General features: G+C 69.7%; 28 protein-coding genes, 2 tRNA genes and 1 pseudogene. 20 read left to right on the top strand and 11 right to left on the bottom strand.

All coding sequences use genetic code 11. The annotated features are described in order from the left end of the window. Positions 1–26 precede the first annotated feature (26 nt). The 3 genes from dnaG to CXP56_RS11830 are packed head-to-tail and all read left to right on the top strand — an operon-like array spanning position 27 to position 3180. The gene (gene dnaG / locus CXP56_RS11840; RefSeq protein ID WP_028846414.1) at positions 27–1919 is read left to right on the top strand and encodes a DNA primase; all 1893 of its coding nucleotides are present in this window, start codon (positions 27–29) and stop codon (positions 1917–1919) included. Beyond that, positions 1919–2416, top strand: coding sequence for a hypothetical protein (locus CXP56_RS11835; protein WP_028846415.1), 498 nt, complete (start codon positions 1919–1921; stop codon positions 2414–2416). Before dnaG ends, CXP56_RS11835 begins: the two co-directional genes overlap by 1 nt. A gap of 2 nt (positions 2417–2418) precedes the next feature. Next, a complete protein-coding gene (locus CXP56_RS11830; protein ID WP_286901130.1) occupies positions 2419–3180 on the top strand; it encodes a trans-aconitate 2-methyltransferase in 762 nt (253 codons plus the stop codon). A gap of 32 nt (positions 3181–3212) precedes the next feature. On the opposite strand, the gene CXP56_RS11825 is transcribed toward CXP56_RS11830, so the two are convergent. Further along, positions 3213–3461, bottom strand: coding sequence for a hypothetical protein (locus CXP56_RS11825; RefSeq protein WP_028846417.1), 249 nt, complete (start codon positions 3459–3461; stop codon positions 3213–3215). Between the two features lie 150 nt (positions 3462–3611). Here CXP56_RS11825 and CXP56_RS11820 point away from each other — a divergent pair. Continuing rightward, positions 3612–3684, top strand: a tRNA-Asn gene (locus CXP56_RS11820). A gap of 756 nt (positions 3685–4440) precedes the next feature. On the opposite strand, the gene CXP56_RS19040 is transcribed toward CXP56_RS11820, so the two are convergent. From CXP56_RS19040 to CXP56_RS11805, 4 genes and pseudogenes are all read right to left on the bottom strand, one after another. Continuing rightward, a complete protein-coding gene (locus CXP56_RS19040) occupies positions 4441–4842 on the bottom strand; it encodes an aromatic-ring hydroxylase C-terminal domain-containing protein (protein ID WP_353744555.1) in 402 nt (133 codons plus the stop codon). Between the two features lie 268 nt (positions 4843–5110). Next, positions 5111–6223: pseudogene (locus CXP56_RS19035) on the bottom strand (FAD-dependent monooxygenase); the annotation flags it as partial. Between the two features lie 99 nt (positions 6224–6322). After that, positions 6323–6718 (bottom strand): nuclear transport factor 2 family protein, encoded by a 396-nt coding sequence (locus CXP56_RS11810; RefSeq protein ID WP_286901126.1) that lies wholly within the window; start codon positions 6716–6718, stop codon positions 6323–6325. Between the two features lie 878 nt (positions 6719–7596). Continuing rightward, entirely contained in the window at positions 7597–7875 is a 279-nt protein-coding gene (locus CXP56_RS11805; RefSeq protein WP_028846421.1) for a hypothetical protein, read from the bottom strand. Between the two features lie 235 nt (positions 7876–8110). Between CXP56_RS11805 and CXP56_RS11800 the strand changes: the two genes are divergently transcribed. After that, positions 8111–8184, top strand: a tRNA-Ile gene (locus tag CXP56_RS11800). Positions 8185–8455: 271 nt separating this feature from the next. Continuing rightward, entirely contained in the window at positions 8456–9028 is a 573-nt protein-coding gene (locus CXP56_RS11795; protein WP_028846422.1) for an Rv1733c family protein, read from the top strand. Between the two features lie 34 nt (positions 9029–9062). Here the strand turns inward: CXP56_RS11795 and CXP56_RS11790 are convergent, their stop codons facing one another. The 3 genes from CXP56_RS11790 to CXP56_RS11780 all read right to left on the bottom strand — a co-directional run bounded on the left by CXP56_RS11790 (position 9063) and on the right by CXP56_RS11780 (position 10894). Next, the gene (locus CXP56_RS11790; RefSeq protein WP_286901124.1) at positions 9063–10127 is read right to left on the bottom strand and encodes a hypothetical protein; all 1065 of its coding nucleotides are present in this window, start codon (positions 10125–10127) and stop codon (positions 9063–9065) included. A gap of 307 nt (positions 10128–10434) precedes the next feature. Further along, a complete protein-coding gene (locus CXP56_RS11785) occupies positions 10435–10674 on the bottom strand; it encodes a PLD nuclease N-terminal domain-containing protein (RefSeq protein WP_028846424.1) in 240 nt (79 codons plus the stop codon). 43 nt (positions 10675–10717) lie between these two features. Continuing rightward, on the bottom strand, positions 10718–10894 hold the full coding sequence (locus CXP56_RS11780; RefSeq protein WP_028846425.1) for a hypothetical protein: 177 nt from the start codon (positions 10892–10894) through the stop codon (positions 10718–10720). 327 nt (positions 10895–11221) lie between these two features. On the opposite strand from CXP56_RS11780, the gene CXP56_RS11775 reads away from it, so the two are divergent. Both CXP56_RS11775 and CXP56_RS11770 read left to right on the top strand, forming a co-directional pair. Next, positions 11222–11653 carry a GtrA family protein gene (locus CXP56_RS11775; RefSeq protein WP_051309604.1) on the top strand — a complete coding sequence of 144 codons (432 nt, stop codon included), beginning with the start codon at positions 11222–11224 and terminating at the stop codon, positions 11651–11653. A 578-nt stretch (positions 11654–12231) separates the two neighbouring features. Next, positions 12232–13626, top strand: a complete 1395-nt coding sequence (locus CXP56_RS11770) for an MFS transporter (RefSeq protein ID WP_084608911.1) — start codon at positions 12232–12234, stop codon at positions 13624–13626. Positions 13627–13720: 94 nt separating this feature from the next. Here CXP56_RS11770 and CXP56_RS11765 read toward each other — a convergent pair whose 3' ends face one another. After that, positions 13721–13846: a hypothetical protein gene (locus CXP56_RS11765; RefSeq protein ID WP_281168968.1), complete on the bottom strand. Its 126-nt coding sequence runs from the start codon at positions 13844–13846 to the stop codon at positions 13721–13723. A 251-nt stretch (positions 13847–14097) separates the two neighbouring features. Here CXP56_RS11765 and CXP56_RS11760 point away from each other — a divergent pair, with 251 nt between their 5' ends. The 5 genes from CXP56_RS11760 to CXP56_RS11740 all read left to right on the top strand — a co-directional run bounded on the left by CXP56_RS11760 (position 14098) and on the right by CXP56_RS11740 (position 17533). Further along, complete coding sequence (locus CXP56_RS11760; protein ID WP_286901121.1) at positions 14098–14832, top strand: FadR/GntR family transcriptional regulator; 735 nt, start codon at positions 14098–14100, stop codon at positions 14830–14832. A gap of 369 nt (positions 14833–15201) precedes the next feature. Next, the gene (locus tag CXP56_RS11755) at positions 15202–15546 is read left to right on the top strand and encodes a hypothetical protein (protein ID WP_286901120.1); all 345 of its coding nucleotides are present in this window, start codon (positions 15202–15204) and stop codon (positions 15544–15546) included. 54 nt (positions 15547–15600) lie between these two features. Continuing rightward, positions 15601–16593, top strand: a complete 993-nt coding sequence (locus CXP56_RS11750) for a WXG100 family type VII secretion target (protein WP_286901118.1) — start codon at positions 15601–15603, stop codon at positions 16591–16593. A gap of 1 nt (position 16594) precedes the next feature. Next, entirely contained in the window at positions 16595–17098 is a 504-nt protein-coding gene (locus CXP56_RS11745; RefSeq protein WP_028846430.1) for a hypothetical protein, read from the top strand. A 168-nt stretch (positions 17099–17266) separates the two neighbouring features. Further along, positions 17267–17533 (top strand): DUF1876 domain-containing protein, encoded by a 267-nt coding sequence (locus tag CXP56_RS11740; RefSeq protein ID WP_028846432.1) that lies wholly within the window; start codon positions 17267–17269, stop codon positions 17531–17533. A 15-nt stretch (positions 17534–17548) separates the two neighbouring features. On the opposite strand, the gene CXP56_RS11735 is transcribed toward CXP56_RS11740, so the two are convergent. Then, positions 17549–18157 carry a CBS domain-containing protein gene (locus CXP56_RS11735; RefSeq protein WP_286901116.1) on the bottom strand — a complete coding sequence of 203 codons (609 nt, stop codon included), beginning with the start codon at positions 18155–18157 and terminating at the stop codon, positions 17549–17551. A 216-nt stretch (positions 18158–18373) separates the two neighbouring features. Between CXP56_RS11735 and CXP56_RS11730 the strand changes: the two genes are divergently transcribed. From CXP56_RS11730 to CXP56_RS11700, 7 genes are all read left to right on the top strand, one after another. Continuing rightward, complete coding sequence (locus tag CXP56_RS11730; protein WP_028846433.1) at positions 18374–18826, top strand: Hsp20/alpha crystallin family protein; 453 nt, start codon at positions 18374–18376, stop codon at positions 18824–18826. A 2-nt stretch (positions 18827–18828) separates the two neighbouring features. Then, complete coding sequence (locus tag CXP56_RS11725; protein ID WP_286901113.1) at positions 18829–19806, top strand: Acg family FMN-binding oxidoreductase; 978 nt, start codon at positions 18829–18831, stop codon at positions 19804–19806. A gap of 127 nt (positions 19807–19933) precedes the next feature. Then, the gene (locus tag CXP56_RS11720) at positions 19934–20512 is read left to right on the top strand and encodes a hypothetical protein (RefSeq protein WP_286901111.1); all 579 of its coding nucleotides are present in this window, start codon (positions 19934–19936) and stop codon (positions 20510–20512) included. Then, a complete protein-coding gene (locus CXP56_RS11715; protein WP_286901110.1) occupies positions 20509–21411 on the top strand; it encodes a universal stress protein in 903 nt (300 codons plus the stop codon). The genes CXP56_RS11720 and CXP56_RS11715 overlap by 4 nt, the downstream gene beginning before the upstream one ends. Then, positions 21408–22823, top strand: a complete 1416-nt coding sequence (locus CXP56_RS11710) for a DUF4389 domain-containing protein (protein ID WP_286901109.1) — start codon at positions 21408–21410, stop codon at positions 22821–22823. The genes CXP56_RS11715 and CXP56_RS11710 overlap by 4 nt, the downstream gene beginning before the upstream one ends. An 88-nt stretch (positions 22824–22911) precedes the next feature. Continuing rightward, positions 22912–23640: a CBS domain-containing protein gene (locus tag CXP56_RS11705; RefSeq protein WP_084608869.1), complete on the top strand. Its 729-nt coding sequence runs from the start codon at positions 22912–22914 to the stop codon at positions 23638–23640. After that, a complete protein-coding gene (locus CXP56_RS11700; RefSeq protein WP_051309608.1) occupies positions 23633–24145 on the top strand; it encodes a GyrI-like domain-containing protein in 513 nt (170 codons plus the stop codon). The genes CXP56_RS11705 and CXP56_RS11700 overlap by 8 nt, the downstream gene beginning before the upstream one ends. Here the strand turns inward: CXP56_RS11700 and CXP56_RS11695 are convergent. After that, on the bottom strand, positions 24113–24555 hold a 443-nt coding region (locus CXP56_RS11695), incomplete at its 5' end, for a flavodoxin (protein WP_286901107.1). The two genes, CXP56_RS11700 and CXP56_RS11695, sit on opposite strands and share 33 nt — an antisense overlap.

The following is a 24555-nucleotide window of genomic DNA, read 5'->3' as shown; positions in this document are numbered from 1 at the left end:
TGGGATGGAAGTCCTAGACTAATGGCGTGCCACGGCTGATCCGGGAGAGCGACATCGCGGAAGTTCGCGAGCGCAACCGGATCGACGAGGTGGTCTCCGATTACGTCGCGCTACGCCGCGCAGGTGGCGGCTCGTTGAAGGGCCTGTGCCCGTTCCACGACGAGAAGACCCCGTCGTTCAACGTGCGTCCGTCGCACGGCACCTTCCACTGCTTCGGCTGCGGCGAAGGCGGCGATGTGATCAAGTTCATCATGCAGATCGAGCACATCGGGTTCGTCGAGGCGGTGCAACGGCTGGCGGACCGGGTCGGCTACACACTGACCTACACCGGCGGCGGTGCGGCCGTGCAGCGCGACCGGGGAACCCGGGCTCGGTTGATCGAGGCGCATCGCGCCGCGCAGGAGTTCTACGCCGAGCAGCTGAACACCCCCGAGGCGCAGCCCGCGCGGCAGTTCCTGGCCGAGCGCGGCTTCGACGCCGCGGACGTCCGGCGGTTCGGCTGCGGGTACGCGCCGAGCGGCTGGGACCAGCTGACCCGGTACCTGCTGTCCAAGGGCTTCGAGGTCGAGGAGCTGTACAAGGCGCAGCTGGCCAAGCAGGGCTCACGCGGCAAGCCGCTGGACCGGTTCCACCGCAGGCTGCTGTGGCCGATCCGCGACCTGGCCGGGGACGTGGTCGGGTTCGGCGCGCGCAGGCTGTTCGACGACGACAAGATCGAGGCGAAGTACCTCAACACCGGGGAGAGCCCGATCTACCGGAAGTCCCAGGTGCTGTTCGGGCTGGACCTGGCCAAGCGGGAGATCGCCAAGCGGCACCAGGTCGTCGTCGTGGAGGGCTACACCGACGTGATGGCCATGCACGCCGCCGGGGTGCCGACCGCGGTGGCCACGTCGGGGACGGCGTTCGGTGCCGATCACATGACGGTGCTGCGTCGGCTGATGATGGACGACGACACCTTCCGTGGTGAGGTGATCTTCACCTTCGACGGCGACGAAGCCGGCCAGAAGGCCGCGCTGAAGGCGTTCGAGGGCGACCAGACCTTCGCCGGGCAGACCTACATCGCGATCGCGCCGGACGGCATGGATCCGTGCGAGCTGCGCCTGGCCAAGGGCGACGCGGCGGTCCGGGACCTGGTGGCCCGGCGCATCCCCCTGTTCGAGTTCGCGATCAAGTCGATCCTGCGCGAGTACGACCTGGACTCGGTGGACGGGCAGGTCGCGGCCCTGCAGCGGACCGTGCCGCTGGTGGCCAGGATCAAGGACGAGGCGAAGCGGGACGGCTACGCGGCGAAGCTGGCGTTCTGGACCGGGTGGCAGGACGAGGCGATGGTCGTGCGGCGGGTACGCGAGACGGCGGGGGCCGAGGTCGTGGTCCGCCGCAGGGCGGCCCGCAACGGGTCGCCGCGCAAGGCGCAAGGAAGCCTGCCCCGGCCGGATCCGCGCGACCCGTCCCTGGAGGCGCAGCGCGAGGTGCTGAAGGCCGCACTGCAGGAACCGGCGCTGGCCGGGCCGACCTACGACGCGCTGCCGGAGGAGGCTTTCACCCACCCGGTCTATGTCGCGATCCACAAGGCCGTGCTGGCCGCGGGCGGCGCGGCATCGGGGCTGCGGGGTCCGGAGCTGCTGGAGGCGGCCGGCAAGCACTGCTCGGACGAGACGGCGAAGGTCGTGCTGTCCGAGCTGGCGGTCGAGCCGCTGCGCACCAAGGACGGTGAGGCCGACGCGCATTACGTCGACACGGTGCTCGCCGCGGTCCAGCAGAGCCTCGTCGGCCGGCAGATCGCCGACGTGAAGTCGAAGCTGCAACGGCTGTCGCCGGTGGATCAGCCCGAGGAGTACCACGCGCTGTTCGGTGATCTGGTGGCGCTGGAGCAGTACCGCAAGGCGCTGCTCGAGCGCGCGGTCGGAGGCTTGACCTGATGAAGTGGCTGCGACGGCTGCTGGGCGACGATCTGCCGGATGGTTTCACCGGGTCGCTCGACCCGAACGAGCACGTGCTGGCTCAGGCCGACGGCGTGGTGGCGACCAACCGTGGTCTGTGGCTGCCGGAAGGCGACGGCTACCGGCACGTCGCATGGCATTTCGTGACGAAGGCGACGTGGGGCGACGGCAAGCTCACCGTGGTGTGGGCGCAGCAGACGCAGACGGCGGGCAAGGCGGTGCTGATCGCGGATCTGCCGCCACGCACGTTCGAACTCACCCAGCCGGGCAAACTGCCCGCGGTCGTGCACAAGCGAGTCGAGGGGTCGATCACCTCGCGCTACCGCAAGGAGTTGCCGGACGGCGGCGGCGTGTGGTTCGTGCAGCGCAAGACTCCGGACGGCCCGGTGCTGCAGGCACGGCCCGATCCGGGCACCGACGTGGACGTGGTCGCCGCCATCGCCAGGGAGGCGGCGGACAAGCTGGTGGGCCGCTGAGCATGTGGGATCCCGGGAAGTATCTGCGGTACGCCGACGAGCGGGCCAGGCCGTTCGCCGAACTGCTCAACCGGGTGGATGCGGACAAGCCACGCCGGGTCGTAGACCTCGGCTGCGGCCCCGGTCATCTCACCGTGCGGTTGATCGAGCGCTGGCCGGACGCCCAGGTCGAGGCGCTGGACAGCTCGCCGGAGATGGTCGCGGCCGCCCGCGCGAACGGGATCGACGCCCGGGTGCAGGACGTCCGGGACTGGGTGCCGCCCGCCGATGCCGACGTGGTGGTCTGCAACGCGGTGCTGCAGTGGGTCCCCGGGCACGAGGAGTTGCTGCCGCGGTGGGCCGAGGCCCTGCCGCCGGGCGCGTGGCTGGCGGTGCAGGTGCCCGGTCATCAGCGATCGCCGTCGCATCAGCTGGTCAGGGAGTTCGTCGCCGACCCGCGCTGGGGCCTGGACGGCGTGGCCCAGGTTCGTGACGTTCTCGACCCGATGGGTTACGCCGAACTGTTGGAGAAGGCCGGCTGCACCGTCGACGCATGGGAAACCACCTACCTGCAGCGGCTCCACGGGCCGGATGCGGTGCTGGAATGGCTCACCGGGACGACGCTGCGGCCGATCCGCGCAGCGTTGAACGACGAACGGTGGGCGGACTTCTGCGCGCAGCTCGGCGCGCGGCTACGCGAGGCGTACCCGATGCGTCCGGACGGCACCACGTGGTTCCCTTTCCGGCGGGTCTTCTTCGTGGCCCGGACTCGTCAGGCGGCGTAGCGCTGCGGTGCACCGTCGGCCGCTTGAGCCCGCTAGTGCTGGGCCTCCCCGGGCTGGGGGTTGCTCGCGCTCGCCGTGGCTGCGGCGGGCTTGGATTTCCCGGGCTCGGTGACGAACGGCACCTTCTCCGAGACCTTCGCCCTGGCGACGCCGGCAGCGCTCTGCACAGCGGGATGCTCGGCCAGCTTCCGGTAGCCACGCACCATCTGCTCGTAGCGGCTGCGACCGGCGCGGGTCCCCAGCACGTAACCGACTGCGGCGGCAAGAAGTATGCGCACCATGGCCTCCTCCTCGTAGGAACGTGCGGGCTGGATTCCCGCTTCGGCGCGCCGTCACTCATCGGCTTCGCAAGGTGCACCCCGCTGCTGGGGCCCCGGAAGCCATGGGATAAAGTTTGCTCGTGCCGCGCCGCGAGGGGCACGGGACGACTTTCCCCTGTAGCTCAATTGGCAGAGCAACCGGCTGTTAACCGGTAGGTTGTTGGTTCGAGTCCAACCGGGGGAGCAAAACCTCACGTCAGAGGGTCTCCGATCATCAAGGCTCGCCGATCCAGCGAACCCGCCAAGACCCCCCACAAACATCAACCGTTCGAGCTGACATCGACCATCGCTTCGAGCAGCTGCGCACTGATCGCGTCGGCCCCTGCTCGGGCGTCGGCAGTGCTGTCCGGCCAGTCGCAGTCCGTGTGCTCGCGTTGAGCTTGGCCACTGAGTCGCCGAGCCGATCGGCGGTCGTCGTCGGCGGTCCCACCTCAACCGAGACCGTCGCGATCCTGAAACCCGGCGCACGGTGTCGCGTACTCGAGTCGCACGCCTGCGGCCCATAAGCCCGGCCGCCGACGTCCGTCGATCGGTCCGCACCGCCGCAGGACGTCATGTGTACGGACGCGACGTGCGGTCGGCGCGCCTGCTGCCGCGACGGCATCGACCACCTCGAGCGCGTTCGGGCACGCCGACCGGTCAGGGCTTCCGGCGCCAGGATTCGGCGAGGGCGCGCCGGGACGTCGCGCTGCCCGAAACCGGCTGGACGGGCAGGCATGCCCACCCTGTCAGTGTTGGACGCAGTGATCGCCCCACCGCTCGCTTGGTGCTCGCTGAACGGAGGTTCGCGGCGCGGTCACGGACCGCCGTCGTCGGCAGGACGGCCGGCGCGCCCTCGGATTCGGCCCGGACAGGACGTGTGCGGTCGACAGCGAGAATCGATACCCGGCCGGCCCGGCAGAGCCCCGTGCCCCGAGCATGGTGCCGGGCAGGCTCCGGGTCACCCCACCGGCTCCGGCAGCCGCGCGAGCACTGCGCTCAGGGCCCGAAGCAGGGCGTTCTCGGCATCGGGCACGGGGCTCGTCGATCGGTAGGCGACATGATGATCCGGGCGCACGAGGACCGCTCCTCCGCGGTCCAGCTGACTCAACCGGGCCCAGGCCCCGTCGGGGTCGGTGTATTCGCCGTTCTCGCCGATCGTCACAGTTCGCAGCGGAATTCTCAGCCCTTCCGCGACGGCCGAGGCGGCTGCCGTCCAGGCCGTGCCGCTGGGATCGGTCATCAGCACGAATCCGCGTTTGTCCACGAGATCGTGGGTGGACACCCGTCGGCCGCCATGGTTCAGCCACACGTGTGGCAGACGGTGGCCTGGCCGGGTCGTCGGGCGGTACTCGAATCCCATCGGATCCCGCGGTGGGGGAGCGGTGCCGTCGGGTACGACGGCACCGTCGTCGTATCGGTATCCGAGCTCGATGTCGTGCGAGTGGAACTCCGTGCGCTGGGTTTCGATCACCTGAACGGCACGTGCCCGGTGTGGCCCCCATCGGTGTGTCGGCGAGCAGTGCCGCGATCGCCTGGTGGCGTTGCTCCGGTGTCTGGTTCGGGCTCAAGCCCAGACCGGCGTTGATCACCGTGTGGTTGACGAAGGTGAACATCGCCCAATCCACGTAACCGGCGTCGACGGGGCGGCGTTCGGTTTCGTAACTGTCGAGCAGGGCGGGGGAGGCGGTGCCGTCGAGTACGGCGGCGAGTTTCCAGGCGAGGTTGTGGACGTCGTGAATCGCGCTGTTGAGGCCGAGCGCGGTCGTCGGCGGAGTGCGGTGCGCGGCGTCACCGGCCAGGAACACCCGGCCCGCACGGAATCGCTCGGCCAGGGCGCCCTCCGGACCCCAACGGCTCACGTTCAGCACCTCGACGTCGAGGTCGGGAATTTTCAGCAACCGTCGCAGATGCGCGACGAGCACGTCGTGATCGAACATCCGCTGCGGATCGTCCGGCGGGACAGTGAAATGCAGGACCCATTCCTCGGAGTTCCTGCCCCAGGTCGGCCCCATCGGGAGGAGCGCTCCGCTGCCGAACGGGCCGCCGCCGTCGGGGTCGATCAGCCAGGTGATGACGCTGTCGCCGGAGAAATGGGCGGACAAGTCCGCCTTGAAGTGACATCCGATGATGTCGATCAGGCGACCGGAACCGGCCAGCACGACACCGAGTTTCTGGCCGACGAATCTTCCGCCGTCCGCGCCGATCAGGTATTGGCAGCGGACTCGGTAGGCGGTTCCGTTCTTCGGTTCGATCGTGGCGGTCACGCCGGTGTCGTCCTGCGTGAAATCCACCAGCTCGTGGCCGAATCGAATTCGGCCGGGAGCGCGATCCTCGGCCATGCGCCGCAGGATCGGCTCCAATCGGACTTGCGGCAGATTGGTCGGCAGGCTGGGACTGTCTCGGAGGTAGCGCTCGCGCAGCTGGCCGCCGCCGAAGGCGTCCATGGCGTGGATGACCTTGCCGTCGAGCGGCCCGTCGCCCCCGAGCGACGTTCGCCACGTCGCCTTGCCGAACGCTTCCAGAGGTGCGCCGGCCGCGACGATCGGTTCGGCGATCCCGAACTGGCGGAAGATCTCCATCGTGCGCTGGTTCAGGTAGTGCGCCTTCGGGACCGGCGACGTGCTGTCGTGTCGTTCGACGAGCAGCGTTTCGACGCCGAGCTCGGACAGCAGGATCGACGAGGTCAAGCCGCATCCGCCGCCGCCAACGATGAGAACGGGAACGTTCACGTCAGGCACCATGGGCACTCCGATCGACAGTTCCGGCCGACCGCGACGGCCGTCAGGGGGACGGGAAGCAGTCCCCTGCCCGGCTCGGTCGTGCCGGCCGGGCAGGGGGAGTCATTCGGCGAAGACGTCGGTCAGATCCCCGTACAGGCGCTGCTCGACGAAGCGGCCGTCGGAATTCACCGTGGTCACCGCACAACCCGGGATGCTCACGTGCTTGCCGTTTTTCAGGTCGTACGTGATGCGCAGCTCGAAAATCACGTCGCGCAGGCCGTCACCGCGGGGAATGTCGAAGAATGTGAGGACGTCGTGCTTGATTTTGTTGCACTGGTCCAGCACTCGGTCGATACCGGCTCTGGTGGCGGACCGGCCGACGGCGGGGGCGGCATTGGCGAACTTGAATTTGATATCTTCTGTCGTCAGTTCCATGGCGTCGTCGACATGACCGTTGTCGATGAGCTCGTAATATTTTTCGACGAGCGAACGCGAAGTCAGAGCAGTCGTCATCATTCGCCTCCAGTATGACGCGATGGAGTCCGGCTGCAGTTGAAGCAACTCGTGGGTAATGGGGCGCTCGGCAGAGTAATCCCGTGCACCAGGCGGTCAATGCGGCGATTGCGCGGAGCCCGAGGTGCCGGTGATCGTACGTGCATGCGCCTGACGTGCAAGACACGACAAGGGTGGAATGAAAAACGCAATCCGGGTGCGCTGCCTCTGCTCAGCGGTATGGTGCTGGCCGGTTTCTGTGGTAGTCGTCACACCATCAAGCCATCTCCGTCTCCTACCGGGTGGTCATTTGCTCCGGCGGAGGGACGCGGCTCGGTGGTGTCCGGGATCCACCGATTGGCACGAGGCCGTCAGCCGGGACGGGATGGACTACGCATCCGTGCCCGTCGTGTCGGAGGCGCGCGGCGCTGTGTCGTCCGCCCTCGGTGCGATGAATTCGACGGACCCGGCGGTGCGGATGAACTCGAGGACTCGCCCGGATTCGCCGTCGTGTGCGGCAGAGGCGTCGCCGGCCGAGGTGCGGCGGCTCGGCAACAGGTCGCCGGGCCACGAACGGAATGCCGAATCCGAACGACGAACGTCCCGCGGGGCACCATCGGTGCACGGCCGGTGACATCCGAGGCGGCTGTGCCGGTAACCGGCACGCTGTCCGGTCGGTAGGGGAATGCCGTAGCGTGCAGCGACCGGACCTGGTCGAGCGCACCGACCGCGCAATCGACGCAATCGTGTCGTCCGTGCGCCGAGAGCGTGCCACCGTGCCTGCGCTGCCGCGGGGTGGGTGCGGCTTCGGCGCTTGTCCGTGAGAAGGCGGCGGTGGCACGGTGCGCGCTGCTCACGATCGGTGCCAAAGGTGCGGTCTCACGGGAACCCGGTCGTCCGGGTCAGGCTGCCCGGTGCGTGCCCGCCCGCGCGAACACGGCGTGGCCGGTGCTGGTGAGTTCGGCCCGGACCCGTTCGCCGATCTCGGTGGGGCGGGCGGGCCGGATGAGTCCGGCGTGCGCCAGCAGGTGCGCGGTGTACTGGTCACCGCAGCTCAGGCCGTCGATGAACAGGTCCGGCTCGCAACTGGCGGTGATCTCGGCGCGCCCCTCGGCGACTGCACGCAGCAACGCCATGGCGCGGTGGCTCGTGAGGAGACTCGGCAGGGTTGCGGCAGACATCGTCGTCCTTCCGAATGGCTCGTCGCTCACCCCACGGAGTGACCCTCGACACGGGTTCGTTCCATCTGGGCCAACTTTTCGTCTCAAAGTCCGTTCGGGTGAGCTCCACGTGGAGGTGCGATGGCGTCTTCGCGGTGAAAATGCCTGGTCAGTCGAGCCGGGTTGGGGGGAGCAGGGGACGCCTGGGTGACGAGCTCCACCGGTGACCTCGTAGTCTGCAAGGTAGTCGCGTTCCGGGCCGGTAGCTCAGTTGGTTAGAGCAGGGGACTCATAATCCCTTGGCCGCGGGTTCAAGTCCCGCCCGGCCCACGACCTGCGGAAACGCTGTGATGGTGGCGAGCACGCCGCTTCACGGGCACGGGATTCGACGCCACCCTCGGCCGCAGCCGGAAGTCCTCTGCCAGGCGAGGTGTCGCGATCCGGGAGCAACGTGCCCAGCCGGGGCGGCGGCGCCGTGCCCGGCGACCGGGAATGCCGGTGTCGGCGTCTGCACCACCGGCGGTCGTTCAGCCGAAAAGGCTCCACCCGGCAGGACTACCGGCACTCGCGCGAGATGGTGGGATCGGGCCACGGTGGAGACGTGGCTGACACGGGTCGTTGGTGGCTCCTGTTGCGCAGCGGCGTACGGCGAAACCCGCTGGTGCGCCGATGCGATCGCATCGAGGCGGTGATCGTGGCGCTGGCCGTGCTGCTGGCGCTGGCCGCGATGCCGCTCGCGGGGGTCGTGGGGTCGTTGGTGCACGCCGAAGTGGTGGACACCGCCGAGGAGCAGCAGGCGAGCCGGACGCAGATCACCGCGACACTGCTGGCGGACGCACCGCCCATGGAGCCGAGGTTGCTCATCACACCGATGGTGCCTGCCGCATGGCACTGGGACGGCAGGCGCATGGTGGAGAAGGTCCCGGCCAATCCGGGGGCACGGCAAGGCGACCGGATCGACATCTGGGTCGACGAGAACGGTCACCGGGTGCCGCCGCCGCTGCCCGTGCCGGACGCTGCATGGGATGCCGCCTGCCTGGCGTTGCTGACCTGGCTCGGCGTGGCCGGTCTGCTGGCGGGAACGGTCGTGCTGGCGCGCAGAGCACTCGATCGGCAGCGGTACGCCATGTGGGAGCGCGAGTGGCGGGAGTTCGGCGAACTCTCGTCGCGGTGATGCGGCATCCCAGGTGGGGTCCCTCGTGCGGCGGCTACCGGCGGAAAAGCCGTCGATACCACGGCACGCGCAGGTCCCGGTAAGGCTGTGGCAGTGCCGGGTGGCGGTCGGGGGCGGCAGTTGCCTGGGCAGTCGTCCGTGGTGGCTCACCACGGTCGTGGCGCGGGTCGACCACCGGCGCCTGAGGCGCAGGTCCCTCGTCGGCAGCCACGACGAGCCAGCCCACGTTTGCTTCGGCCAGCTCCAACCATCTCCAGACCTGCATCTGGCTGGTCGTGCCGAGCAGGCCCGCGTGCGCGAGATCGGGATGCCGGACAGCCTCGTCGGCGGCTCGCAGAGCGGCAAGCGCCGTCCGCAGGGCGGGTGACTCGGGCCGGTCACCGGAAGCCAGCTCGGTCCACTGCGCCATGGCCGGCTCCAGTTCGGCTTTCGGCTCCGCCATGATGCGCGCGAGCTCCCGACGCGTCTCCTCCGGTTCTTCGCCCTCCAGGTTGTCGGCATCGATCATCGCCCAGTAGAGGGCATCACACACCGGAAGAAAGGCGTCGCGTAGCTCGTTCCGGATGGGCGTCGCTTCCGGCGACGCCGATCGGGACAGCGGCTCGCCATGCCGTCGGTCGGGGTCCGAGGGCGGTGCTTGTGGCCCGAGCACGCTCGTCATGGCCGGGCCGGGGGAGGCCGGCCCGGCGGACACCGGTCGGTCACCGGCAGCTTTCCGGTACATCCTCGGGAACTCGATGCGGCAGGCAGCCTCGACCAGGTGGCCGCTGGCCGACATGAGAAGCTGGTCGATCGTCGTCGTGCTGCCACAGGGCGCGCTTCTCGCGACCACGACGGCATCGTCCAGTTGTTCCAGGGCCATCCGCACATGGAACGACTCCAGCCGCCCCGACGAGGCGAGCTCCGACAATGCCGCCATGCGCGGCGACAGACGGGCACGCAGCCTCGCCATGATGCCGGACAAGGCGGCATCGAGGTCCGGTCCCTCGGACGACTGCTCCTGAAGCGTGAAGACCTCGACCCAGGCTTCGTGGATCTCGCCCCTGGTTTCCTCGACGAGGGTGATGCGCTCGGCCCGCTTCCGCCTGCCCCACCACATGGACACGGACGGTACCGAGCGTGCGGCCGCGGGTCAGGCGAATCGCCTGCTTGACCGGTCCAGGATCGGTCGTGGGCCCGATGGCGGCCGAAGCGAGGACTTTCGGCTCACGCGCCCGGCCTGATGCGCGGAGCACCATGAATGTGCCGGGAGACCGGTGACCCGCCCGAGGATCGGAGCCGGATCGAACTCAAGGGTTCGATCTGCAGCGTCGTCGAGAGACGAACGGCCGAGCCCCGGGCGGGCCTTTGTGTGCGGGACCAGCCCATGCTGATCGGCGATGGCGGCGATGACGTGGTGCAGGGCGCTACTGCGCGGACGTCGCCTTTCCAGGCTTCCGGCCCCAGCGGAAGTAGGCGATCGGTCCGACGAAGTTGACCGCGATGACGGCCACCCACAGCGCCTTGGCACCACGGATCTCCCCGGCCGGGCGGCGCGCGAGGTCTCGCCACGCGGCCGCTGCGAGCCCGAGCTGGACACAACCGACGGCCACGACCGCGCCGCGCTGAGCGGGCGACAGTTCCCGCCACGTCTTCTTGGCTTGCATGATTTCTCCACGGTACGAGTGCAGTGCCGCCGCTGCGGGCCGGTCAGCGCAGCGCGACGAACGCGTCGTAGACCAGGAACGCCGGCCACACCAGTCCCTGCAGGACGGCCAGGGCATAGTCCCAGAACTGATCCGCCTGCTGCCAGAAGAACACCCAGGCGCCGAAGATGCCGAAGAAGTAGACGGCGCCGCCGGTCGCGCTGCCCGCATTGTTGCTCATCGGATCAGCCTGCTGGAGTCGGCCGGTGGACGGCCAGGGCCGCCAGGCCCACCGGCACCTGTGGCTTTGTTCCCTACTGGCCGGGTCGCCGCGACCACCCCCGGCGCGGTGCCGGACTTCGCTTGCTGCGAAGGGACTACCGGCACTCGCGACGAGGCCCGAGCTCGTCTCAGGGTGGAGGTGTGGCCGAGCTGAAGCGGGCGAGTCGGTGCCCTCGTTCCCTGTGCTTGTGGGAGGGCGCGCCGTGCCGCCGGTAGCTCGGCTTGGTGTCGTGCTTGCTGCCGGTGCTTGCGGGAGGGCGGCAACAGTCGCGGCCGGTGGTCTCGAGTGATCACCACGATGCGGAACCCCGGCCCGCGGAGAGCCTTCACCGCGCAAGCCCTCCTGTACATTGCCGCGGGTGCGTCTGTCACTGCGGCGCATGCCGTCTTGTTCCTCCTGCTCCGTGGGGCACTCGGGCCGTTCGCTGCCAACGTCGTCGCCATCTCCGTCACGGCGACTGCGAACGTCGAGTTCCATCACCGGGTCACGTTCCGCTCCCGGCGCAGCGAGCGGGGGCGAAGGCTTGTCGCGGTCGTGGCGACCGTGTTCTACGACGCCACATACAGTTCCTCAGCACTGCTCCTCCTTGCGGCGTTCGTGGTCGATCCCACCGCAACTCAGCAAACCGCGGTGATCGTTCTCGCCGCGGTCGCGGGTGGCATCGCCCGCTTTCTTCTGCTGCGTGGCTGGGTGTTCCGCGCTACGGCCCGCAGCTGACGGCCGCCGCGTTCCGTCATGCCGCGTCCTGTGCCGATCGCGCTCGCGGTGGCGCTTCGCCGGCGCCGGCTTCCCGTGGAGGTCAAGGGACCGGTGGTTGCGGTGGCGGGCCGTGGTCGCGGTCAGCTTCGCGTCCCGGGCACTTCCTGGTGCCCGGGACGCCGTTGTCGCTCGTGCCTCGAGCCTTGCGGCCGGGAGATGTGACGACCACCACTCAGGTGATCTTTGCCCGGCCGCACGGATGCCGACGGGAGCGGCCCGGAGGGTGCTTCCCCGCCCGCGGGCCGCGATCACGGTCCTCGCGCGGCGTGCCGGACCCTGGCTCGGCGACGCTGGGCTGACCTGCGATATTGCCGCCCGCCCGTCGCCGGAAATGCGTTCTGAGCGCCCGCCGACCGCGGTCCAGGAAATTGGGCGGAATGTCCGGTTGTCGGGATTTCGCTCTTTCGGGGGAAATGGTGTGCTGCTGCAGCCACATGACGGTGGCCCGTGCTGGGTACGTATGCGTGGTGTTTGGCCGAGCGCGCTGCCGCGCGTAGCGTGGCCCGACGCGAATGGAACCGGCGGAAGGGGAACGGATGTCAGAACAGGATTCCGCGACCGGGCACCGCGGCGAGGGCAGTATCGCGACGGATCGACGGGGCCTGCGCAAAGTCATCGGGGGATCGGCCATCGGAAACGGGATCGAGTGGTACGACTACGCGATCTACGGCTTCCTGGCCACGGCCATCCAGGCCAACTTCCTGCCCGCCCCCATGGATCGGTCCACCACCGGGACGATCATCACGTTCGTGATCTTCGCGGTGCCGTTCCTGTTCCGTCCGCTGGGCGGCGCCATCTTCGGTGCACTGGGTGATCGTGTCGGCAGGCAGAAGATCCTGGCGCTGACCGTCCTGCTGATTTCCGGGGGAACGTTCCTGATCGGCGTCCTGCCCGGATTCAGCGTGCTCGGCTGGCTCGCGCCGTTCATTCTGGTGCTGCTGCGCGTGGTGCAGGGACTGGCCGCCGGCGGGGAGTACGGCGGGGCCGCGACGTTCATGGCCGAGCACGCGCCGGACAACAAACGCGGCTTCTACGGAAGCTTCCTGGAATTCGGCACGCTTTCCGGCTTCCTGGCCGGTTCGCTGCTCGGTTCCGCGCTGCAGGCGTTCATGTCGGCCGAGGCGTTTCTTGCGTGGGGGTGGCGCATTCCGTTCCTGCTGGCGGCGCCGATCGGCCTGTTCGGCCTGTACATGCGGGCCAAGCTGGAGGAGAGCCCGGTGTTCACCGAGCTGGTGGCCGAGGGCAAGCAGGAGCACGAAACCAAGACGCAGCTGCGCGACCTGGTGAAACACTGGCGCCCGATAGCGATCTGCGCGGGCATGGTGTTCATGCTGAACGTGCACAACTACACGTTGTTCGTCTACATGGTCGAATACCTGGCCGACCCGGAGCGCGGCGGCTTGTCCGGCAGCTGGAGCCTGGGCCTGACCGCGATCATGTACGCGGTGATGATGATCCTGATGCCGCTCGGCGGCGCCGCATCCGACCGCTTCGGCCGGAAACCGTCCTGGTACTTGTCCGGGATCAGCCTTTTCCTGCTGGCGCTGCCCGCCTTCTACTTCCTGCTGCACGGGAATCTGCTCGTCAAGATCATCGCCTTGCTGGTGCTCGGCATCTGCTATGTGCCGCAGCTGTCGACCATTTCGGCGACGTTCCCGGCGCTGTTCCCGACCCACGTGCGATTCACCGCCTTCGCGTTGACCTACAACGTGGCGACGGCGGTCGCAGGCGGGCCCACCCCGGCGATCAACGAAGCGTTGACGACGTCGTGGACGGACTACTTCCCGGCGTTCTACATGATGGGGGCCAGCATCATCGGCATCGTCGCGGTCTACTTCGCACCGGAGACGGCGGGCGCGTCGCTGCGGGGCACCGAGATTCCTGATGCCAAGCGGTCCAAGCGTGCGCGGGTGGTTCCCGCGCCTGCGTAGTGGCCGCACACCCCTGGCTCGGCGAAAACGGGCTTTCCGTCGCGGCGGAAAGCCCGTTTTCCATGGTCGTGGCCGCGCTGCGGCGCTGCTTCTTTCAGTGAGTGCGGCAATTGCGCTTGGGCAGCCGGAACCCGCGCTTGGCCCACCACGCCAGGCCCGATGCCAAGGCGAACAGAATGCCGATCTCCGCCGCCAGCATCGTCACCAGGGACTCGGTCAATTCGTGCCCTCCTTGCGAGTGTGATACCCCCACCCGTTTCATCGCCCGGGCAATGGCGGGTATTTCCGTTCCGCGTGGTGAGACCGGTCACCGCCTGACCCGCCGACGGCAAGGGTGGTCAGAGGTTCACAAGCGCCAGCGCGCCCGCGCTCCGGGCGAACCGGTGCGACGAAGGACCGGGCACTGGCAGGTGGCTACTCTCGGCTGGTGGGGCGCACACTGTCGGTATCGCGCCATGGCAAGGTTGTGACGTGACCGACGTCGTCTTCCAACCCGCCCCGACTGCCCGACAGCACACCGTCGCGGACATCGTCCAGCACATCGTGCAGCAGACCGTGGCCAACCGGATGGAACCGGGCGACCGGTTTCCCCCGGAGCGGCAGCTGGTCGAACAACTCGGCGTGGGACGCACGGTCTTGCGCGACGCCATGAAGTGCCTGAACGTGCTGGGGTTCGTGGAGGTCCGCCAAGGTGACGGGACGTACCTGGCCGAGGCTGGAGCGACGCTGCTGTCCCGGACGGTCTCGTGGGGCCTGTTGCTCGGTGGCCGCCAGGCATGGGAACTCGTCGAGGCGCGGCACTTCGTGGAGGTGGCCCTCGCCCGGCTGGCTGCCCAGCGGCGCACCGAAGACGACATCGCAGCCATCGACCGTTGCCTCGACCGGATGGCCACCCCGGATTCGGCCGACGAATTCGCGAAAGCCGAAGGTGAGTTCCACGCCGCCATCGCCGCGGCGAGTCACAACGCGCCACTGCAATCGGTGTTCCACGCCGTCATGAACCTGCTCGACGGCAGAATTCAGCACGTGATCAGGCGTGCGGAAGACGTGCACATCGTCGTCGACCAGTACCGCGCGATCGCCGACGCCATCGAGGCAGGGGACGAACGGATGGCCAGCGCCAAGATGGCGGGTCACATCGCCTACGTCACCGCACTGCTCGGGGAGTCACTGGCCGAGCGAGCCGAGGCAGCCCCGGTCAGCTGAGGTGACCGAGGCAGGCGAGGTCGAGGGCGCCGAACGGGCGCGTGCCGTGTGCCCGCACGGTGCTCGCCAGGTGCCGCCTGGCTGGTCGCACCCCGGAGGACAGCGACTTTTCACGGCCCACGTCGGGCTGCGGATGTCTGCTGGCACACAGGGCTGCGGATGCCTGCCGAAAAGGATCTTGCCGGTCGCCGCGAATTTTCCGGAACCGGAATTCCCCCTGCCGCGTCGGACGAATTGCTGGTGTAGGTGGCCCGATGTACTGTCTCAGCACTGCGAGAGCCGGAAGTGCTGGGGAAGGCTGGCGAGTTGACTCACGAACCCGACAGGCCGACGGGGGCAGAGCACGAAGGACATCTCCACGAGGCGGCCATGCGGCACGCCGAGGCCTACGACAACGCGTCGGATCAGGCGGAGCGGCGGAAAGCGCTCGGCCGCCTCGTTCCTTCCGCGCTGGCCGTGATCGTCGTGGAGTGGCTGCGTGACATCGCGCTGTACGGCGCTCTGCTGGCCGGTGTCGTCGCCGTGTTCGCCGGCTTGACCGCATCGAGTTCCGGCTGGAAGGCCGGGCTCGTCGCGGCCGGAGTCGCCGGCGTCGTCGTGGCGCTGGTGGCGAAGCTCCGGCGTTGGCGTCCCTGGGCCCAGTGGGTCACCTACCTGGCCGTCGCGGCGGTCGACGTCGGGCTCGTCGTCCTCATGGAGCAGGTGACGGGCTGACCGCGAGGCGAGGTCCGCAGCGGGCCCGCAGGCACGAGCGAAGGGGAGAAGCAGGTGGGTTACACGGTCGAGCGAGCCGATCTCCGTGGCTGGGCGAAGGAAGTCGGGAACGTCGCCTCCGACATGGGAAGCGCACACGACTACGCCCAGAGCAACATCGCCGACGGCGACTTCGGGCGGATTCTCGAACTGATCACCGATCCGTACGAGCAGATGATCCCGAAGTTCCACGAGGTGCTGCGGGAGGACCACACCCGCCTGCAGAAGACCAGCAAGGCGCTCGTTGCCGCCGAACGGACCTACAAGGACATGGAGGACGCGGCGCGCAACGACTTCACCAAGCTGGACAAGGGCGATCCCGGCCGGGTGGAGGACGACGGCGAGTCGAAGTCGTTCAGCCACCAGGACGGCTCCGCGGAGCTGACCGCGCCCAGCTCCGAGGTCGGGCCGCCGCCCGAGGTCTCCTTCGGCTTCGCGCTGGACAAGGTCTGCGAGCTGGTCAGCTACGTCGGCGGGCCGGACATCCGGGAGGAAGTCGCCAAGTGGATCACCGGTGACACGGAGAAGGCGGCCCGTCAGGCCGACGCGTGGAACAAGCTCGCCGCCTGCACCGACGTCAGCAAGGAGAACTTGGCGAAAGGCCAGCAGGTGATCGACGGCACCTGGTCCGGCGACGGAGCGACCGCGGCCAGGAAGCAGATCCAGAAGTGGCTCGAGGCGCTGGGCGACCAGGCTTCCGGCATGCGCAAGATGAGCGAGCACCTGCTCGACTCGACCAAGCAGGCGCTGCAGATGGCCCAGGTGGTGGTGGACATCGTCAAGACGGTCGTGGACCTGGCGTCCGCGGCGCTGTCCAACGCCGCCATTCCCGGTTACGGGCAGTGGAAGCTGATCAAGTCCGCCAAGGAGGCGGTGCAGATGATCTGGAAGGCCATCAAGGTGATCAAGGTGTTCTGGGACGCGCTGAAGATGATCATCGACTCGATCAAGATGATCGCGAACCAGATCACGCTCGAGTCGCTGCCCCCGGCCCCGAAGGCGGCATGACATGGCCACCGACTTCTCCGCCTACGACGACGCGATCCGGAACGCCTTCCGCGAGCTGAACGCCACCATCGCCGAGGCGCGGCGCGAGCTGGAGCGGTTCAAGGAGCGCAACAAGCCGACCGACGAGGAGATCAGCGAGCTGCACCGGCTGGCTCGCAGCGGCGAGCTGGGCGAGGACATGCGGGAGCTGGCCCGCCTGGTCGACGCCGGTGAGGACTCCTGGCAGGCGGTGTTCTCCGGCGAGTCGCCGAACCGGGACCTGCTGCACGCTCACCTGGACCGGATGATGGCGCAGAACCGGGACGCGGTCGCCGAGGCGCTCGCCGACGACCCGGAGCTGGAAGAGGCCCGGCGCGAAGTCGAGGGTGACGGACCCGGGGCGCCGCCTGCTCCGCCGGGGGCGCGGGGTCAGGCGAGCTCGGGCCCGGCCCGGCCGCCGCGGCGCGACGAGCCGGAAGACGACGACGGCATCGACGACTTCGACGACTACCACCCGCTGCGGTAGGCGGGGCGGAAAGTCCCCGGTCGCAGGTCCTGTGCGCTGCCGACTTTCTGCCGCAGCAGGCCCTGCGTGCCGCCGCCTAGCGTCGCTGTCAGGCGCATCAGGGCGGTCCCGCACGGTTGCACCGGCACATCGGGCCGGTCGGCGCGGCCGGCCAGGAGGGTGGTTGCCATGCCGGAGGCGAAGACCTGGACCGTGGAGATCGTCATCGACGAGCACGAGCGGCAGACCAGGGCACGGGCCGAACTGCGCACCACGGACGCGGCCACGGTCGGCACCGGCCTCGCCAGGCGGAACCCGCACGACGAGGACGTTCCGGCGATCGGCGACGAGCTGGCGGTGGCGCGCGCCCTGGCGGACCTGTCGCACCAGCTCGTCGAGCAGGCCTCGGCCGACATCGAGGCCGTGACGCATCGGCCCACCTCGCTCGTCGAGTAGCGAACCGGGCGATCCTCAGCCGGTACCGACCGTGGTGCGCCCGTCCGTGCTGGGCTCCGGGGCGGCGTCGGTGAGCTCGACGCTCACCACGCCGGGCACCGTGCGCGCGATCGCTTCCACGACGAGCCGTTCGGCGTGGTCCCGGAACTTCCCGGAGATGGTGACCGCTCCTGCCACCGACCTCACCCGCCACGGCAGGCGCAGATTGGTGTACTCGGTCAGCAGCCGGGCGACACCGGCCTGGATCGCGTCGTCCGGCCGCACCAGCGGCCTGAGCAGGTCACGCCTGCTGATGATCCCGACGAGTTCGCCGTCGCGGACCACCGGCAGGCAGCGCAGGCGGTTGTCGATCATCAGGTGTACGAGCTCGTGCGTGTCGGCGTCCGGCGTGGTGACCTCCACCGGGTGCTTCATCACGTCGGCGACGGTGCCGGTCATGCCGTCGTCGCGGATGCTTGCGGCCAGCGCGTCCTGTTCGGTGATCACGCCGACCACCTGTCCGCGGTCGTCCACCACCGGAAGGCCCGCGAAACCGTTCTCCACCAGCTCGTGGATCGCTTCGCGTACCGGGGTGTCCGGGCTGACGGTGACGACCGGCCTGGTCATGATCTCGGCGGCTCGCATGGCGTTCACCTTCTTCGGCTCGTGATATCGCGACGGTATGTCGCGGCCGCACCCGCCGCCTCTGCCATTGGTCGGCGGGGGCAGGGTCTTGTGAACCGTTCGACCGGCCCCATCGAGTCGGGACGTCTGGCACTGCGCTCCGCCGTCGCCGCCGCGTGGAATCGAGGCAGAAGCATCGAGCCGATGCCCGGTTCACGATTCGGAAAGGAGTTCGCCATGGGCTTGCTGTCCCCCCGTCGCCCGCAGCCGCTGCTGCCGGCGCTGTCCGAGCTGTTCGACACCTTCCCGTCGCTGTCCGGCCTGCCCGCGCTGTTCGACGCGCATGTGCCGCTCATCGAGGACGAGCTCGCGGACGGCCGGTACACGGTGCGAGCCGAACTGCCGGGCATGGACCCGGAGAAGGACATCACCGTGTCCGTGCGCAACGGCGTGCTGTCCATCGAGGCCGAGCGCACCGAACGCACCACGGGCAAGACCCGGTCCGAGTTCCGCTACGGCCGGTTCACCCGCTCGATCGCGCTTCCGCCAGGGGCACGCGAGGACGAGGTCGAGGCGTCCTACGACAACGGCATCCTCACCGTCACCGTGGCGCTGGAGGAGGCGGCGGAGCCGGTGAAGCGGGTGAAGATCACCACCGGGCCTGCCGCGGGGGAAAGCGACCGGGAATGACGATGGCCGAGCCCGTTCCCGACCGGGAGACGCTGTGGACGGCTCTGGCGCTGGCCGTGCATGCGCCGTCGGTGCACAACACCCAGCCCTGGCGGTGGCGGTTCGGCCAGCGCAGCGTGCACCTGTATGCCGATCCGCAACGCTGGCTGCCCGCGACCGATCCCGCCGGGCGCGACATGGTGATGAGCTGTGGCGCTGCCCTGCATCACGCGCGGATCGCGCTGGCCGCGCTCGGCTGGGCGGGCACAGTGCACCGGCTGCCCAACCCCGCCGACCCGGATCACCTCGCCGCCATCGAACTGCACCGCGAGGAACCGTCCCGCGAGGTTCTGGCGTTGGCGACGGCGATCCCGCATCGCCGGTCCGACCGGCGCCGGTATGCGTCGTGGCCGGTGCCCGACGCGCGGTACCTGGAGTACGCCGAGCTGGCGGCCGCCGAAGGCGTGGTGCTCCGGGCGGTGCCGGACGGTGCCGAGCGGCAGGCGCTGGTCGCCGCGGTCGCGGAAGCGGACCGGCTGCAGCGCAGCGATCCGCGGACCGTCGGCGAGCTGGCCAGCTGGAGCGGCCGGGGCCGGCTCGCCGAGGACGGGGTGCTTGCGGCGAGTGTGGCCGAGGCGGCCGGCTACGGCGACCTGACGCTGCGCACGTTCGCCGGGACACCGGACACCCCGCCGCCGCCCGACGGGGCGGGCGACCTGCTGGTCCTGGGTACCGCATCGGACGACCGGACGGCACAGCTGAAAGCCGGCGAAGCGGCCAGCGCGGTGATGCTCGCCGCCACCACCGACGGCCTGGCCAGCTGCCCGTTGACCCAGCCGTTGGAGGTCGGCAGCACCCGGGCCATGGTCACCGACGTGCTCGGCGGTGATCTCGTGCCGCACATGGTGATCCGGATCGGCTGGCCGACCCTGGCCGGTCATCCGCTGCCGAAGACTCCGCGCAGGCCGGCCGACGCGGTGCTCGACACCGAGCCTGCCTGATCTGCCCGCGGGTGCGTCGTCGCCGAGCACGGGGTGTGACATGCGCGAGGTGAAGGGGGCCCGTTGGTCACCGGGCTGCGGACTTGTGGCCCTGGCCGGGCGCCTGGCGCTGGGGCAGCGTCGAGGCATGGGACCGCTGGCACGGACGAGGACCTGGGGAGCCACCGCCGAGGACGCTCGCTGCAGGCTTCCCGGGGACGAGCTGATGCCGGACGCGGACGCCACGGCCACCCGCGCGACCAGCATGCCTGCCCGGGCCCAGGACGTCTGGCCGTGGATCGCGCAGACCGGCCAGGACCGCGGCGGCTTCGACAGCCACGACACGGTGGCCGACCTGGCCGGCTGCCGCATCCACAGCGCCCGGCATCTCGACCCGCAACGGCGGCTGTCCGGGCCGGGTGACGAGCTGCACCTGCATCCCGAGGTCGCGCCGATCGTGGCGGAGATCGAGCCGCCGGAGTACCTGGTCCTGCGGGCACCCCGCGACCAGCACCGGTCGGCACCGTTCGGCTTCACCCGGAATTTCGCCGTCACCCCGAACGCGTCCGGCAGCCGTGAGCCGGTGCGGGAGCGACACCGCTATCGACGCCGTTGGCGGGCGGTCGTGGTCACGCGGATCGAAGTCGTCAGTTTCGTCATGCACCGGGCGATGCTGCGCGGCATCGCCGAGCGCGCCCGGGCGACCACCCCGAGGGAGGCATCGTGAGCACACTGCTGGGTGGCAAACCCGTCACCGTGGGGATCGACGGTTCCGACCGGGCCATCGTGGCCGCCCGATGGGCGGCATCCGCCGCCGCTCATCGGCACGCGCCGATGCGTCTGCTGCACGCCACCGGCTACACCGAAGCGGTCGCGGGTACGCTTCCGCCCGCGCAGCGCCTTTGGGAGCAGCTGCAGCGCACCGGTGACGACGCACTGGAGCTGGCGTTCCGCGCCGTTCGCGAGGTCGCCGACGTGCAAGTCGAGAAGGTGCTGGTGGACGACCCGCCGGCCCGGGCGCTGCTGAAGGCCGCGCAGGACAGCCGCATGCTCGTGGTCGGCGGCTCGGGCCACCCCGGGGCGGTCAAGGGCCTGCTGGTCGGCTCACTCGCCACCCAGCTGGCCGCCCACGCGCGGGCGCCGGTGGCGGTCGTCCGCGGCGCGGATGCCGACCGGCGGCCGGAACGCGACCCGGTGGTGGTCGGCGTGGACGGCAGCAGGCTGTCGACGGATGCGATCGCCGTGGCGTTCGAGGAAGCGGCATTGCGCTCAGCGCCGCTGATCGCCGTGCACGCCTGGAGCGACGCCGACACCAGCCAGGTGTTCGGCGAGAGCCGGATGGCGTTCGACTGGGAGCCGATCGAGCGCTCTGCGGAGCGGCTGCTCGCCGAGCAGCTGGCGGGCTGGGGGGAGAAGTACCCGGACGTGCCGGTGCGGCGGCGGGTCGCGCGGGACCGGCCTGCCCACGCCCTGCTGGCGGAAAGCGATCGCGCCCAGCTGGTCGTGGTGGGCAGCCGCGGCCGCGGCGGCTTCCGGGGCCTGCTGTTCGGGTCGACCAGCCAGAAGCTGATCCACCACGCCGCATGCCCGGTCCTCGTCGTGCGACCGGCAGGACAGTTCCCATGACCACCACCGCCGGCGGCCGGGACGCGGTCACGGCCTACCCGGTGCGGGTGACCGGCAGGCTGGACGAGCCGTTGTCCCGCGGTCTGTGGCTGGTGAAGTGGATCCTGGCCATCCCGCACTACCTGGTGCTCGCCTTCCTGTGGATCGGCTTCGTCGTGCTCACCCTGGTGGCGGGCGTGGCGATCCTGTTCACCACCAGGTACCCGCGGCCGATCTGGGACTTCACCGTCGGGGTGATGCGCTGGTCGTGGCGGGTGCACTACTACACCTACGCCGCGCTGGGCACCGACCGGTATCCACCGTTCACGCTGGCCGACGTGCCGGACTACCCGGCGCGGCTGACCGTCGACTATCCCGAGCGGCTGAACCGCTGGCTGGTGCTGGTCAAGTGGCTGCTGGCCATCCCGCACCTGATCATCGTCGGCGTGTTCGCCGGCGGGGGCATCTGGCTGACCACCACCACCGACACCGGCCCGCGCGGCTTCCAGTGGGCCGCGGGCGGCCTGATCGGCGTGCTGGTGCTGTTCGCCGCCATCGCGCTGCTGTTCACCGGCCGCTATCCGCGGCCCATCTTCGACTTCGTCATGGGCATGGACCGGTGGGTGGTGCGCACCGGCGCCTACACCGCGCTGATGACCGACGAGTACCCGCCGTTCCGGCTGGATCTGGGCGAAACCGAACCGGAGGCCCCGCCCGCCCCGCACGACGATCCGCCGCCCGAACCCGTCCCGCACCGATGGACCGCGGGCAAGATCACGATGGTGGTGATCGGCGCGCTCGCCGCACTGCTGTCCGCAGGCACGGTGACCGGTGGGGTCACCCTGCTGTGGCTGGACCAGACGCAGCGGGACGACGGATTCGTGTCCACGTCGCGCTCGTTCGCCACCAGCGGCTCCGCGATCGCCAGCGACCAGATCGAGGCCGGCGGGATCGCGGAAGGTGAGCTGGCCGCACTGCGCACGTTCGTCGGCGACGTGCGCGTGGAGGTGCAGCCGGTCGGCAACCGGCCGGTGTTCGTCGGCATCGCGCCCGCCGACGACGCGGCTCGCTATCTGCAGGGTGTCAGCCACATCGAGGTGGACGACTTCGACAGCGCACCGGTGGCCCGTCCCGGGTCCGCCGTGCTGACCCCGCCCGCGGACAACGGCTTCTGGGCGGTTCAGGCGTCCGGCCCCGGTCCGCAGCAGGTGACGTGGACGGCGCAACCGGGTGACTGGGTGGTGGTCGTGGCCAACGCCGACGGCTCGCCAGGGGTGAGCGCGATCGTCGGCGTCGGTGCGGAGCTGCCCGCGTTGCCGCTGGTGGGAGCGGGACTGCTGGTGTTCAGCGTGTTCCTGCTGGTGGTCGGCGGGGCGCTCGTCGCGGTGGCGATCAGTCAGGCGTCGGCGCGGTCGCCGAGCCGCAGCGGCTGAGACGGTCCCATGGTCCCGTCGTTCCGGGACTTTCCGGCGCGGCCGGACGACCCGATGCGGCGTAGCGTCGCTGGTGTGGAGGTCTGACATGAACAGCAAGGTCACCGTTGCCGACGTGATGACGACCGATGTGGTCACGGTGCCGCCGACGGCGCCGTTCAAGGAGGTCGCGCGGGTGCTGGTCAGCCGGGGCATCAGCGCGGTGCCGGTGGTGGACGAGGAATCGAGGCTGCTCGGGGTGGTGTCCGAAGCCGACCTGCTGGTGAAGGAGAGCGGTTCCACCGGGTGGAAGCGGCCCGCGATGATCGCAGGCGCCAAGCGCTGGCGGAAGTGGGCGAAGGCACGCGCCACCACGGCCGCGGAGGCGATGACGCCGGCGGTGAAGTCGATCGAGCCGACCGCGTCGCTGTCCGAGGCGGCTCGCCGGCTGACCGAGGAGCGGCTGCGCCGTCTGTTCGTGGTCGAGGACGGCAAGCTGGTCGGCGTCATCGCCCGGCGGGACGCCGTGCGCGCCTTCCTGGCCGACGACGAGGACCTGCGCGAGACGATCCGCACGGAGGTCCTGCGCGACGGTCTGTGGCTGGATCCGGACACGATCGAGGTGTCGGTCCGGGACGGAGTCGTCACGCTCCGCGGAACGGTGGAACGGCGCAGCGAGGTCGCCCTGGCCGAGTCGATGACCGCACGCACACCCGGCGTGGTGGACGTGCGCAACGAGCTGACGTACCGGATCGACGACCGCGACGTCGAGCAGGAGATGGCCGAAGCCAGGCGGAACTGGCGCAAAGCCAGGGAAGGGTTCGACTCCGATGGCTGACGACGGCGCGCCCGTGGTGGCGGTGACCGTGCCGCATCCCGAACGCACCGCGGTGGTGAGTGCGACGGTGTCCGACACCGACATCGGCCAGTTCCTCGAGCGCGCGTATCAGGCGGTCAGCGATGTGGTGTCCGAGCAGGGCGTGGCGATTGTCGGGCCACCATTCGCCAGGTACCGGCGTCGCGGCGACGGCCGCTTCGACGTCGAGGCCGGCTTTCCCGTGTCCAGTTACATCTGGACGGTCGGCCAGGTCCGCTCGTCGGTCCTCCCCGCCGGGGAGCGGGCGACGCTGGAGCATGCCGGGGCGTACGACGAGATGGCGCCCGCCTACGCGGCGGTCGCCCAATGGGTCGAGGACCACGGCGGCATCCCGGAGGGTGACGCCTGGGAGGTCTACCTCAGCCCACCGGACCCGGACGACGCGTCCACCGCCCGCACGCGGATCGTGCAGCCGTACCACGTGGCGTCGGAATCAACGGCCGGGAGTGCGGCCGGCGACGACTGAGGCAAGCCGGTTGCCCCACTCCTTCGCCCGGTCGATTTCACCGTCGAGCAACGGACCTGCCTTGTCCTCGACGTAGAACGTCTCCGGTCGGGCGACGAGCCGGCATCCGGCACGTCTGAGTGCCCGTGCCGCGCTCCGGGCCGCCGAACCGGGCAGCCGTGGCCGGGAGATCTTGGTGTCGAAGGTGGCTGCCTGCACCGTGACCGATCCGAGCCCGGACAGCCACTCGCGAATGCCGTCACCCGGCGACACCGTCTCCTGCTCCTCCCGCGCGTCTCGCCGGGTCATGGAACGGGACATGCCGAACGCGTGGGTCGGGCCGCCGACGACCAGCACGTCGGCGTCGACGGTGCTGGGTGCCGAGCCCACCTCGACGAGATCGACTTGCGCGGCCGATGCGAGGCCGCGGG

It is taken from the genome of Thermocrispum sp., assembly GCF_002919275.1.
Lineage (GTDB): Bacteria > Actinomycetota > Actinomycetes > Mycobacteriales > Pseudonocardiaceae > Thermocrispum > Thermocrispum agreste.
Note: the sequence above shows the minus strand (reverse complement) of the source record. Positions and strands in the feature narration are given on the sequence as shown.

Coding starts and splice junctions, on each gene's coding strand:
- CXP56_RS11835 (WP_028846415.1), top strand. CDS start 1,919: ATGAAGTGGCTGCGACGGCTGCTGGGCGACGATCTGCCGGATGGTTTC.
- CXP56_RS11825 (WP_028846417.1), bottom strand. CDS start 3,461: ATGGTGCGCATACTTCTTGCCGCCGCAGTCGGTTACGTGCTGGGGACC.
- CXP56_RS11730 (WP_028846433.1), top strand. CDS start 18,374: ATGGGCTTGCTGTCCCCCCGTCGCCCGCAGCCGCTGCTGCCGGCGCTG.
- CXP56_RS11770 (WP_084608911.1), top strand. CDS start 12,232: ATGTCAGAACAGGATTCCGCGACCGGGCACCGCGGCGAGGGCAGTATC.
- CXP56_RS11735 (WP_286901116.1), bottom strand. CDS start 18,157: ATGCGAGCCGCCGAGATCATGACCAGGCCGGTCGTCACCGTCAGCCCG.
- CXP56_RS11810 (WP_286901126.1), bottom strand. CDS start 6,718: ATGATGACGACTGCTCTGACTTCGCGTTCGCTCGTCGAAAAATATTAC.
- CXP56_RS11745 (WP_028846430.1), top strand. CDS start 16,595: ATGGCCACCGACTTCTCCGCCTACGACGACGCGATCCGGAACGCCTTC.
- CXP56_RS11830 (WP_286901130.1), top strand. CDS start 2,419: ATGTGGGATCCCGGGAAGTATCTGCGGTACGCCGACGAGCGGGCCAGG.
- CXP56_RS11710 (WP_286901109.1), top strand. CDS start 21,408: ATGACCACCACCGCCGGCGGCCGGGACGCGGTCACGGCCTACCCGGTG.
- CXP56_RS11705 (WP_084608869.1), top strand. CDS start 22,912: ATGAACAGCAAGGTCACCGTTGCCGACGTGATGACGACCGATGTGGTC.
- CXP56_RS11755 (WP_286901120.1), top strand. CDS start 15,202: ATGCGGCACGCCGAGGCCTACGACAACGCGTCGGATCAGGCGGAGCGG.
- CXP56_RS11700 (WP_051309608.1), top strand. CDS start 23,633: ATGGCTGACGACGGCGCGCCCGTGGTGGCGGTGACCGTGCCGCATCCC.
- CXP56_RS11785 (WP_028846424.1), bottom strand. CDS start 10,674: ATGCAAGCCAAGAAGACGTGGCGGGAACTGTCGCCCGCTCAGCGCGGC.
- CXP56_RS11725 (WP_286901113.1), top strand. CDS start 18,829: ATGGCCGAGCCCGTTCCCGACCGGGAGACGCTGTGGACGGCTCTGGCG.
- CXP56_RS19040 (WP_353744555.1), bottom strand. CDS start 4,842: ATGGGATTCGAGTACCGCCCGACGACCCGGCCAGGCCACCGTCTGCCA.
- CXP56_RS11720 (WP_286901111.1), top strand. CDS start 19,934: ATGGGACCGCTGGCACGGACGAGGACCTGGGGAGCCACCGCCGAGGAC.
- CXP56_RS11790 (WP_286901124.1), bottom strand. CDS start 10,127: ATGTGGTGGGGCAGGCGGAAGCGGGCCGAGCGCATCACCCTCGTCGAG.
- CXP56_RS11780 (WP_028846425.1), bottom strand. CDS start 10,894: ATGAGCAACAATGCGGGCAGCGCGACCGGCGGCGCCGTCTACTTCTTC.
- CXP56_RS11805 (WP_028846421.1), bottom strand. CDS start 7,875: ATGTCTGCCGCAACCCTGCCGAGTCTCCTCACGAGCCACCGCGCCATG.
- CXP56_RS11740 (WP_028846432.1), top strand. CDS start 17,267: ATGCCGGAGGCGAAGACCTGGACCGTGGAGATCGTCATCGACGAGCAC.